Origin of the sequence: Mucilaginibacter gossypii (assembly GCF_900100945.1) — a bacterium.
In the GTDB taxonomy this organism is placed as follows: domain Bacteria; phylum Bacteroidota; class Bacteroidia; order Sphingobacteriales; family Sphingobacteriaceae; genus Mucilaginibacter; species Mucilaginibacter gossypii.
In genome coordinates, this window is record NZ_FNCG01000003.1 from 451983 (window position 1) to 464351 (window position 12369).

Consider the following 12369-nt stretch of genomic DNA (forward strand, 5'->3'; position numbering starts at 1 on the left):
TGTTGTAAACGGAAATATTAACAGCGGCTGTATGTTTTAAAGGATGTAGGAGTGAGGTCAGTTATTAAAGTCAATTGCGGGCAGGTTTCAAATTTGGCTGTTAATCCATCGTTTGAATTTGAGTATTTTGTGCGTACTGTCATATAATACCCTGATCCGTGTCATTCCCGGTTAGCAGAGAAACACCAACATTTGAAAAACATTCATCAGAACTTGTGAAAAACAGAAATTAAAATAGTCTACAATACTAATATACTCGTCAGTTTTAAAATAGCTACGGATCTTTTTTTTTAAATCATATGAACTTCTCCTTTCAGCATCCTTACCCAATAAACCCGGAATACAAAACGCCGGTCGCTTATCTTTGCATGGAATATGCCGTCCATCAGCCCCTTAAAACCTACTCAGGTGGTCTCGGCTATCTTGCAGGCTCTTTAATGAGGAGCGCCTATGAACTCAGGCAGAACGTTATAGGTATCGGAATCTTGTGGAAATATGGGTATTATAACCAGGGAAGAAAGGGCGATGAAACCATGGAGGTACTCTTCCAGGAAAAAATATATCACTTCCTCATTGATACCGGCATTAAATTTACTATCAAGGTATCCGGCCATGATGTTTGGGTTACAGCATTTTACCTGAAGCCTGAAATTTTTAAAACGGCTCCTATGTTTTTCCTGACAACAGATCTGCCGGAGAATGACTATCTGGCTAAAACCATTTCACATAAGCTTTATGACAGTAATCCTGAAACGGGGACTGCTGCTGCGATATTGCTGGGCGAAGGTGGGGCACGCTTATTAGAAGCAATCAATTTCCAACCGGATATTTATCACCTGAACGAATCACATGCCTTACCCATCGCATTTTATTTATATAAAAAATATCAATCCGTTGAGGAAGTAAAAAGAAGACTGGTTTTCACTAACCATACACCCGAACCTGGCGGCAACCAACGGTCTGATTTGTTTCTGCTTAATAAAATGGGTTTTTGGGGGGATATTCCAATAGATGAGGTAAAGGAAATAGCGGGTTGTCAGGGCGACGTTATGGATCATACCTTAACTGCGTTTAGGTTCTCCGGCAAAGCCAATGCTGTGTCAAAAATGCATTTAAACACACTACAGGGAATATGGAATGGAAATAACGGCATTTGTGAACTTACTTCTATAACCAATGCCCAGAGCTATTCTTATTGGGCAGACAAGGAAATGTATGCGGCATTGGAAACTAATCAGATTCAAAAGCTGGTGGAAAAGAAAAAGGCAGGTAAGCGTGCACTTTTTGACGAGGTAGCGGACCAATGCGGCGTTCTACTCGATCCTGAAGTGCTCACCATTGTTTTTGCGAAGAGGTTTGCCGGGTACAAAAGGCCGGAATTGCTATTGCATGATATGGACTTTTTTCACCAACTGCTAACTAACAATAAAATGCCGATCCAAATGATATGGGCAGGAAAGCCTTATCCAATGGATTATGATGCGATAGCCAGTTTTGATAAGATCGTAAACTTATGTAAGTATTACCCTAACTGCGCGATTTTAGTAGGGTATGAATTGCGTTTATCACGACTGCTTAAACAAGGGGCAGATGTCTGGCTCAACACGCCGCGGCTGACCCACGAAGCTTCAGGTACGAGCGGGATGTCGGCTGCAATGAACGGATGTATTAATGTTTCGATTCCTGATGGCTGGTTTCCGGAATTTGTTGTGGATGGCGTGAACGGTTTTGTTATACCCAATACTGAAATTAGTGAACATAAATTTCAACAGGATGAAACCGATGCGCATAACTTGTACAATTTGCTGCAAAGAACAGTCATTCCCCTGTATTACGATCATCCGGATAAATGGATTGAAATAATTAGGCACAGCATGCAGGATATATTCCCTCACTTTGACAGTAACCGGATGGCAAAAGAGTATTATAAACAGCTTTATACTAACGGTACTAATATTTGTTAATGTGGGCCCATTCGCTGCTTCCCACAACCTTTTGAGCAATAGGATCACAAGCCCTGGGGGTTGATGCCACGTTTGGTCGTAAGGTCGACACGTTGTTGGTATTTATCCAGGCAGTAATCGAAACCGTGAATTGTTTGTTGTAACCGGCTATAGCGAGACCAATCCCTTCATAGTTTTTTCCATTGCGACCCGGATAAAAGATTGCGTAAGGTTGATAAATGCGCTCACCTCATCATGATTAATACAATGACCAGTATTGCAGGTACGGCCTGTATATAGAAGATCTTTTTGGTTACTGTAAGTGCCCCGTAAATACCAGCTACGGCAACACAACTCAGGAAAAACAGGGCCACATAGTTATGCCATTGTGCGTCGCTGATAAAGAATGTCCAGATCAGACCCGCTGCTAAAAATCCGTTGTATAAACCTTGGTTAGCCGCTAAAACTTTGCTGTTTTCCAGTTCCTGCAATGATTTGTTGAATGCCTTGGGGCCGCGGGTTGTCCAGGCAAACATTTCCAACCATAATATATAACAATGGATAAAGGCTACCAGGCCGATGAGTACTTTGATAATAAGATCCATAGATTTTGATGTCTTAAGTATAAATGTAGTAAATGTTATAGGATATATTGTACCGGGATTCTGTTACGCCATTAAGCCTTAAACCTTACACTTATTCTGTAGGGGGCATTCAAGTACAAATGAATAACCGTGCAAATTACAATAATTAAGAAAGCGGCCATCAGATAAAGGTTAATCGGAGCATTCTTGCCATGCTAAGCTGATAATTCTCTGCCATCGGGGTTAAACCCGTTTATAAGATTTTATTTTGCCAGATAATTTCTATATTTGGATTTGACACATATACAATGAGCATTAAAACACCATGATGTTTGTGTAATTAACCTGATCAATATAGGAAATTAAAATAACGCATGGCCCCTCTTGACTTGTCAGACGACGATGCCAAACTTCTGAAACTTATTAGCGAAGGCAGCAAACCTGCCTTTGATGTATTATATACCAAATATTGGAAGCAGGTTTATAATGCAGCATACAAACGGGTTAACGATATAGAACGCGCTCAGGATATTGCTCAAGACGTATTTGTGCAGTTATGGGTGCGCACGTCAACGTCGCCGATTGAGAACCTTCCGGCTTATTTATTGGTTGCCGCTCGCAACGGCGTTTTTAAATATATGGAAAAGGAATCGCGCTATGCAGCCTTGCCTGATACAGTCCATGAAATTGAAAGCCATCTTGGTCGCGCCGATGCTAATGTGCTTCATGACGAATTTTTGAAAGCTTTTAATGAGCTTATAGATACTTTACCGCCCCAGCAGCGTATTATATTCAACTTGCGCTTTAATGAAGGCCTCTCAAGCCAGCAAATCGCCGATCAACTGGAAATATCCCCCAAAACCGTTCGTAATCAAATGGGGAAGGCCCTTGCAACACTTCGTAAATCACTTTTCTTACTCCATGTATTGCTTTATTTTTATCAACAAGGTTGATAAAACGTTTTTTCTTTAATGAAGATGCGCTATTTTTATCAATTATGATGATTGGTTGATGATATTTTATCATTTTGATTTTAAATGCGCATTATTTTTAAATAAAACATTAAAAATATTTTCAATTAACATGGGCTATTTTCATTTTGCCGACTCATGTATATATAAAGGATGTAAATGGACGAGGCGAACAAGCAATATTTTATACAAATACTAGCAAAATACAAACGTGGCGAGGCTACCCAAGAAGAAATTAAATTCCTGGAATCGTACTATAACCTGTTTGATTTGAACGATGACCTCATTACTGATGAAAATGAGGCCGACTACCTGTATCTTAAAGATGCTATTAAAGCAAAGGTTGATGAGAGGATAGCGCAATACGAAAAAAAGCCGGTTACCATGCCTTTAAGATCGGGTTGGACCAGATATGCCGTGGCCGCCTCAATTCTGTTGTTTATTTCGGTTGGTGCTTACTTTTTTATTCGTAACCGGTATAAGGCCGATAATTTGGCCGCAAACTCATACAAAGGCATAGTACCTGGTACCAACAAGGCTACGCTTACTTTGGCCAACGGCACAACCATATCGCTTGATGATGCTGCCAACGGACAAATAGCTAAACAAGCCGGGGTTAAAATCACCAAAACGGCCGATGGGCAGATCGTTTACCAGGCCGAAGCGACCGGACAGAATCAAGCCGTTCAAAATATGGTTACCACCCCTAACGGCGGGCAGTACAAGGTCATCCTGCCCGACGGCACTAACGTGTGGCTTAACGCGGCATCGTCAATAACTTATCCAACCGTGTTTAAGGGAGCGGAACGTGAGGTAACGCTCAATGGCGAAGGCTACTTTGAAGTAACAAAAAATAAAGCAATGCCATTCAGGGTAAAATCGGCATTGCAAACTATTGAGGTGCTCGGCACGCATTTTAATATCAATGCTTACGGCGATGAAGCTTTGGTTAAAACCACCCTGTTGGAGGGTTCGGTAAAGGTAACATCGGCAACAAACTCAATACTTATTGTTCCCGGTGAGCAGGCTGTAATAAGCCGTACTGGTAACGGTACGATAAGTAAACAACAAGTGAACCTTGACAAAGAAGTAGCCTGGAAAAACGGCATATTCTCATTTGCAGATGAGGATATCCGCGAGGTTATGCGCCAGGTAAGCCGCTGGTATGATATTGATGTGGTTTATGATGGCGATATGCCAACAGAGAAATTTTTCGGTGAAATTTCAAGGAGCAGCAACCTCGCCGATGTTTTCAGGATACTGGAGCTTAATAACATGAAATTTGCGGTTGAGGGCAAAACAGTGAAGGTATCCTACAGTAAATGATATTTAACTTAAACTTTATACTTACAACTAAACAAACTAAATGCTAATCACTAAAACAAAACTTAATGGATAAACAACTACGATAAATCTCAGATCAATCTCATATCAACAGACCAAAAATTAACCGGAAGCCTCTCACCGCTTCCGGTTTAAAATAGGTCAGGCAGCACAAGATGTCGAAGCCCTGGGCTGCATTTTATTAACCCAATCTTATTCAAAAATATGAAATTAACTTTTCTTTACAACGCCGTATGCGCAATACGGGGGGTAAAGTGCAAATTCTTATTAGTATTGAAACTCACCACTATACTGTTGCTTGTTGGCGTGTTGCACTTATCCGCAGCAAGTTATTCTCAAACGGTAACCATATCCGGTAAAAATAAGAGCCTTGAATCGGTTTTTAAGGATATAAAACAACAAACAGGTTATTTGTTTTTTTACAGCGAAAAAGTGAATATAAAAGGCAAAACAGTGGATGCCGATTTTCATGACACGCAGCTTGTTGACGTGCTCAGCGCCTGTCTTAAAAACTTCGATCTGAGTTTTACTATTGTATCTAAAACCATCGTAATCCAAAATAAAATACCTGAACCGAGGACGGAACCGGTTACTATCAACAAGGTTTCGGTGAGTGGCCGTGTGTTGGATTCGGTAAGTAAAACCACCTTACCGGGCGTAAATATTGCCGTTAAGGGGGGTAGGGGAGTAATAGGCCAAACCAATGATAAGGGGGAGTTTAATGTACAGGCAGATGCAGGGCAAACATTAATATTCTCATTTATGGGCTACAAATCGGCGGAAGTTAAGGTGGTAGCAGGCCAATCGATTGTAGTGAGGCTTTTGCCTGATATTAATAACATTAAAGACATTGTGGTAACCGGTTACCAGGTTATCAAAAAAGATAATTATACCGGTAATGCTATCACAGTAAGTGGTGCCGATCTGAAGCGTAATAATCCGCAAAACGTGATCAAAAGCATAGCCTCGTTTGATCCGTCGTTTAAAGTACTTGATAATAACTTTATCGGTTCGGATCCAAACAAGCTGCCAAAGATCAACGTAAGGGGCGCCACAGCTATCCCTTCCATCAATGATAAAATACTTGACCGTAACAATCTTTCAAGCAATTATAACCTGCCGGCCTTTATCCTTGATGGCTTTGAAGTATCGCTTCAAAAAGTAGTTGACCTGGATATTAACCGGATCGAATCGGTTACCTTATTGAAAGATGGTGCAGCTACCGCGGTTTATGGTTCAAGGGCAGCCAACGGTGTAATGGTGATCACTACCAAAGCGCCTGTTGCAGGAAAGCTGCAGTTATCATACAATTATGAGCTTACTTTCAATGGCCCCGATCTGTCCGACTATCACGTGCTTAACGCAAAACAAAAGGTAGCTTACGAGCAGCTTGTTGGTTTATATGATACAAAGACATCTACCAGTGGTGATACCAAACAGGACGAGCTTGATGCCCAGTTGTTCACGCGGCTAAAAAATGTAGCTAGCGGTGTTAATACTTATTGGTTGTCGCAGCCTTTACGAAATGCCTATCAGCAAAAACATTCGGTATACGCGCAGGGCGGCGATCAGTCATTCAGGTATGGTATCGATTTGCGTTACCAGACACAGCCTGGGGTTATGAAAGGCTCGGATAATACCCGGTACAGCGGCGGTGTAAATTTTACCTATAATCCAAGCTCAAAACTTATCATCAGGAATGATTTGACCATTACGCAGGTTAATCAGGCCAATTCTCCATATGGTGATTTTTCGACATATGTAAACGCCAACCCATATTTCCCGATAAGGGACAGCACAGGCAGATTGGTGCAGGAGCTTGCCAACTGGCGTGTAAATACTTTTCGCGAGGGAAAAGATCAATACATTACCGAAAATGTATTTAATCCCTTGTATGAAGCCAGCCTGAGCAGCTTTGATAAATTGGCATATACGGAGATCCTGGAGTCGTTTTCAGTCGATTATAAATTATCAAAAAGTTTGCGTTTGAGGGCATTAATGAGCGTAAATAAAACCGGCACAACATCTGATAAATACGTGTCACCGTTAAGCAGTGTTTTTTACAATTTTGCCGCCGATCAGGCGAATAACAAAGGAACCTACGATTATGGTACCAATGCCAGCCTTAACCTCGACGGTAACGTAACCATCGGCTATAACAAGCAACTGGGCGATCATTATTTCAACCTTGTGTTAGGTGCCAATATTTTAGCGTCAAAGGCTGATGTTAAAACATTTTCGGCCCAGGGTTTTTCAAACGACAGGTTCACCAATATAGGTTTTGCCCGCATTTATAAAGAAAACTCAGGCCCTTATGGCGATGTAACCAGGTCAAGAACGGCCGGCGCTTTCTTTTCGGGTAACTACGCGTTTCAAAACAAATATCTCTTAGATGCATCCGTAAGGGTTGATGGTTCATCGACTTTTGGCGCCGACAGGCGTTATGCTCCTTTCGGCTCGTTAGGTATCGGCTGGAACATTCATAAGGAAAGCTTCTTTCGGGGTTCAAATGTAATAAGCCAGTTGCGCCTTAAAGGAAGTATTGCTACCCTTGGTTCTATCAGCTTCCCGGCATACCAATCGCGTTCAATCTACCTGTATGATACACAACACTGGTATTCAACAGGTATTGGCGCTACTATATTAGGCTATGGTAACAGCAACCTGGAGTGGCAAAAAACCCGCACAACCGATGTAGGTATGGACATCGGTTTGTTTAAAGACAGGATCGTTATCTCGCCAAGATACTACTACAAACTTACCAAAGGGTTGATCACCGATATCAACCTTGCGCCATCAACGGGCTTCAGCACTTATAAAGATAACCTTGGCGATATGTCAAACAAAGGTTATGAGCTTTACCTTGTAGCACAGGTTTTTCACGCATCGGACTGGAATATAAACCTGACGGGTAACCTTGCTCACAACGTTAACAAAATAGTAAGGATATCTGATGCCTTGAAGGCATTTAACAGCAATATAGATAACTTCCAAACCAACAAGGACAACAACGCTTTTTCAACGCCGCTAACCCGGTATGTTGAAGGCAAATCATTGAATACCATTTATGCAGTTAAGTCATTGGGTATTGATCCTGAAAACGGCAAAGAGATCCTGGTGAAAAAAGATGGAACCCTAACTTATATATGGGATGTTAAGGATGTGCAGGATGTAGGTAATACTACGCCAAAAGCCGAAGGATTTTTTGGCAGCACGGTATCATACAAAAGGTTTATGCTAAGCTTTAGCTTCCATTACCGTTTTGGCGGGCAGGCCTTTAACCAAACCCTTATTGACAGGGTTGAAAATGCCGACCCTCGCTTTAACGTAGATAGCCGCGTACTGGAGCAAAGGTGGAAACAACCTGGCGACCACACGTTTTTCAAAAACATTACCGACCTCACCGATACCTATGTATCATCACGGTTTATACAAAAAGATAACCTGATCGAACTGCAGTCGCTTTACCTGTCATATGATTTTAAGCCAAATGCCATTCGCCGTTTAGGACTTCAAAATCTGAGGCTGGCAGCCACAGCGAACGATATTTTCAGGGCTTCAACTATTCAGGCAGAACGGGGTATCTATTATCCCTTCGCCCGCAGCTTAACATTTTCATTATTGGGTTCATTTTAACACATAACCATGAAAAGATATTTAATTTTTATAATCCCCTTGCTGATGTTTACATCATGTAAAAAGTTTTTGGATGTACAGCCGGAATCTGATGTAGATAAAGAGCAGTTGTTTAATACCGAAGATGGTTTTGAAGAGACTTTAAATGGTGTTTATTCCAGGTGCACAAAGGCAGACCTGTATGCAGGAAACCTTACGTTCAGCAACCTGGATATCATGGCGCAGAACTATACGTTCTCCAATACCGATTTTCAGAAGATCGCTTCTTTTCAGTATAGCCAAAACATTTTAAAGGATAAAAATAGCCAGATCTGGTCGTCGGTATACAATGCCATTGGCAACTGCAATGAGATACTGCAGGTAATAGATAAGCAAAAGGCTGTATTTTCGGGTAACAACTATGCCATCATTAAAGGCGAGGCACTTGCCCTGCGCGCGTACCTGCATTTTGATCTTTTACGCATGTTTGGGGCTTCGTATAAATCTAACCCAAATGCTAAAGGGATACCTTATGTAACCACAGTAAGCATTAAAAGTACACCGTTTTCATCAGTAGGTGAGGTAATTAACAACGCCATAGTTGATCTGCGTAATGCACGTGCACTTCTGAGTAGTACAGATCCAATTCTTTCACCCGCTTACATTGTCGGATATCCTAATAAAACCTATCCCGACGGCTATGTTGGCCCTAAGCAAACGGAAACAATGGTTAGCAGCTTGTTTTTGCAAAACCGTAGGCACAGGCTTAATTATTATGCAGTGTGCGGTGAACTTGCAAGGGTTTACCTGTATAAAAATGATTATCAAAATGCCCTCTCTAACGCTACCGACGTAATAAATGCCAACAAATTTCCCTGGACACAAAAGGACGATGCCTTTAACAACAATGTTGAGCAAAAAGACAGGGTGTTTTACAACGAACTGGTGTTTGGTTGGTATGCGCCTCAGGCTAATGAAAATAATGCGCTGGTTACCCTGTTCAGCGCGGCTAACGTTGCTCAATATCAGCCAACACCGCTGCAGTTAGATAACATTTATGAAAAGAATACCGTGGGTGCCGAAGACTGGCGCTACAGGCAATGGTTTTTTACAGCCACAGATGTAACCCCAAACCGCAGCTACCTGGTTAAATATTTGGTGAACAGTTCGCCGTTAAAAAATCTGCACCCGCTGATGGCCCCGGGTTTTCGTTTAACAGAAGCATATTACATTGCTGCTGAGGCTATTTATGATAGCAATCCGACCAAGGCAATAGAGTACTTAAATACCGTCCGTACGCACCGCGGCATTATTGATCTGTTGCCCGCTACTTTAGGCAAAACAGCTTTTATCAATGAATTGGTTAAAGACGCCCGGAAAGAGTTTTACGGCGAGAGCCAGATCTTTTATATGTATAAGCGGTTAAATCTTGATATAGTGGCGGCCAGCGGCCAGATCTATCCTGCATCAAACAGCATTTACGTGTTCCCGATCCCCGATGACGAGGCGGCTTACAATAATTGATCCCATACCATTTATAACAATGAAAAGAAAGATATTTTATGTTTTAGTGGTCGTAGCGGCTCTTTTTAGCTGCAAAAAAGACCAATTACTTACGTATGGCTCCAGGGATAACATTTATCTGAATTATAAGAATAAAGACGGCAGCCAGGATACATCGATATTAACCTATTCCTTCGCCTATAATCCTACCCTGGCGCAGGATACCATTTGGGTGCCAATAATTATTTCGGGGCAAAGATCAAAAACTGAAAGGAAGTTTGCGATAACCGTAGTTGACACGGCTACCACGGCCAAATCTGGTTTGCATTATGAAGCGCTTAAGCCATCGTACGCTATGCCTGCTGATTCGGGTACTGTAAAGGTACCGGTGATCATTAAAAACAGCGACCCCGAACTTGCAAATAAGTCTGTAATGCTTACCATTCTTGTTTCGGGTGGTCAGGATTTTAATTCGTCATTGCCTGTGGCATTAAGGACACGATCTATCCTCTATTCGTCGCGTTTGGAGCAGCCGGCATGGTGGATTTACTGGATGGGTAACCTGGGCCCTTATAGCAGGATAAAACACCAGTTGTTCCTGATCTCTTCGGGCACTACCGATCTGGTTGATATGTCAAAACCGAACGCTTATCTGCAGATTCCGCGTACACTGTATTATATAGATAACGTGAGGACCTTTATTAATGATCCGTTTGCATGGGTAGCAAGATACCCGGAAAAAGGTTATGTGCTTACCAAAAGGGCCGATGGAAGCAACGATTATGATTTTTATAGTTCTTCTTCGCCCGGTAAGAAGTTTTACCTCAAGTATTATGCGCAGGCAGGTAAGTACTTTTTTGTTGATGAAAATGGTCAGCAGGTTATTATCAATTAAACACTTAGGTCATGAAATTTAAATCGATAGCTCTATTGGCGCTCATAATGGTATTTTATACTTCATGTAAAAAAGACCTGGGCAATTATGTATACTCGCCACCTTCCGAGCCGGTAGTTACCGGCATTAATAACGCCACATTTGCAGCCCTGCTGGGCGATACGCTCACCATAAACCCCAAGGTTACTTTGGCCGGTGCGGATCCCTTAAAGGATCTTGATTTTGAATGGCACATCACCGTACAAGAAGAACTCCGGGAAGCAGTTTACAAAGGCTACCCTTTGAAAATGGTCTACAATTTAGGCCCCGGCGACCGCGCATGTAAGCTTACAATTACCGACAAACGGAACGGATTATTTTATACGTTCCCTTTCAAAATTACAGGTACGACCCAGTTTTCGGCAGGTATTTTGGTGTTGAGTAACGATAATGGGGTTACCAAACTATCATTTGTAAAACCCGATAAAACGGTGTTGGGCGATATTTATAAATCACTTAATAAAGGCGATTTGCCTATCAATCCGGTTCAATTGTACTATTCAAAACCACTCCCTTATCAACCCAATACCAAAGAGGAATATTGGGTGCTAAGCAACGATCCTAATAAAAGCGGGGTGGTGCTTGATGCCAGTACTTTATTAAAACGAACGGATTTTGCAGCGCAGTTCTTCTCGCCGCCGGCCGTCATCAATGCGGGTTATCTGGAACCATTTTTAGGCCCCGTACAAATGGGAACAGTGCCAACGGGGGTTATCAATGGTAAGCTATATGTAGGTGTATCCTCAACAGCTCCTTTTGCTGATGACTACGGCAAATTTGCCAACGAACAGGGCGGTGATTACACCATGTCTAAATATTTTACACATGGAAGCTCGTTTTTTATCGGTTACAATCTTAAAGGAAAAGCCTTTATTACCTTCGGGGCCGATGGTACTTACTCTGGCACCAATTACCAGATTGATACCGCAAGCACTGGCTTTGACCCTAAAAATGTAGGATACGATAATTTGTTGTTCATGAAACCTACAGAAGGTGGCCCTTCCTATGCTTTCTTTAAAACAGCGACAGGTACCATAACCGAACTAAGTTTTAGCTACCCTATGGGCGATGACCGGACATTTAAAGGGCTGGGCAAACGCACATTTAAAGGCAGCGCCTTAATTGATGATAATACCAAATGGGTGGTGAATAGCTTAAATGTGTTTTATTTTTCATCAAAAGGGAAAATTTACCGCTATAACCCAATTAATGAAGATATAAGACAGCTCGACGCAGACTTTGGCGGTAAAAAGGTATCCATGATGAAGATCAGTTTGGATGACAACACCCTTACTGTTGGCGCAGACGGGGCAGTTTATACACTTGACGTAAGTGTTTCTAAAACCGGTAATATCACCAAAACAATAACCGGTATACCGGGCGAACCGGTTGACATTGTGAGCAGATAAAAAACTAACTAATCAAAACCACATAAAAGATTAACCAACAGCATGAATGATTTTTGTGTTTTTGGC

The 12369-nt window shown here is 41.9% G+C and carries 8 protein-coding genes; 7 read left to right on the top strand and 1 reads right to left on the bottom strand.

From position 1 onward, the window contains the following. Positions 1-299 precede the first annotated feature (299 nt). Entirely contained in the window at positions 300-1964 is a 1665-nt protein-coding gene (gene glgP / locus BLS28_RS08030) for an alpha-glucan family phosphorylase (protein ID WP_091164382.1), read from the top strand. Positions 1965-2188: 224 nt separating this feature from the next. On the opposite strand, the gene BLS28_RS08035 is transcribed toward glgP, so the two are convergent. Beyond that, positions 2189-2548, bottom strand: coding sequence for a DUF1304 domain-containing protein (locus tag BLS28_RS08035; RefSeq protein WP_091164385.1), 360 nt, complete (start codon positions 2546-2548; stop codon positions 2189-2191). 353 nt (positions 2549-2901) lie between these two features. Here BLS28_RS08035 and BLS28_RS08040 point away from each other — a divergent pair, with 353 nt between their 5' ends. The 6 genes from BLS28_RS08040 (at position 2902) to BLS28_RS08065 (ending at position 12303) form a co-directional block, all read left to right on the top strand. After that, complete coding sequence (locus tag BLS28_RS08040; protein ID WP_091164387.1) at positions 2902-3480, top strand: RNA polymerase sigma factor; 579 nt, start codon at positions 2902-2904, stop codon at positions 3478-3480. Between the two features lie 177 nt (positions 3481-3657). Next, complete coding sequence (locus BLS28_RS08045; protein ID WP_091164390.1) at positions 3658-4824, top strand: FecR family protein; 1167 nt, start codon at positions 3658-3660, stop codon at positions 4822-4824. 222 nt (positions 4825-5046) lie between these two features. Further along, positions 5047-8478 carry a SusC/RagA family TonB-linked outer membrane protein gene (locus tag BLS28_RS08050; RefSeq protein WP_091164394.1) on the top strand — a complete coding sequence of 1144 codons (3432 nt, stop codon included), beginning with the start codon at positions 5047-5049 and terminating at the stop codon, positions 8476-8478. A gap of 9 nt (positions 8479-8487) precedes the next feature. Further along, positions 8488-9981, top strand: coding sequence for a RagB/SusD family nutrient uptake outer membrane protein (locus tag BLS28_RS08055; protein WP_091164398.1), 1494 nt, complete (start codon positions 8488-8490; stop codon positions 9979-9981). A 19-nt stretch (positions 9982-10000) separates the two neighbouring features. Next, positions 10001-10855 (top strand): DUF4843 domain-containing protein, encoded by an 855-nt coding sequence (locus tag BLS28_RS08060; RefSeq protein WP_176844404.1) that lies wholly within the window; start codon positions 10001-10003, stop codon positions 10853-10855. An 11-nt stretch (positions 10856-10866) separates the two neighbouring features. Next, a complete protein-coding gene (locus BLS28_RS08065; RefSeq protein ID WP_091164408.1) occupies positions 10867-12303 on the top strand; it encodes a PKD-like family lipoprotein in 1437 nt (478 codons plus the stop codon). The last annotated feature ends 66 nt before the right edge of the window (positions 12304-12369 follow it).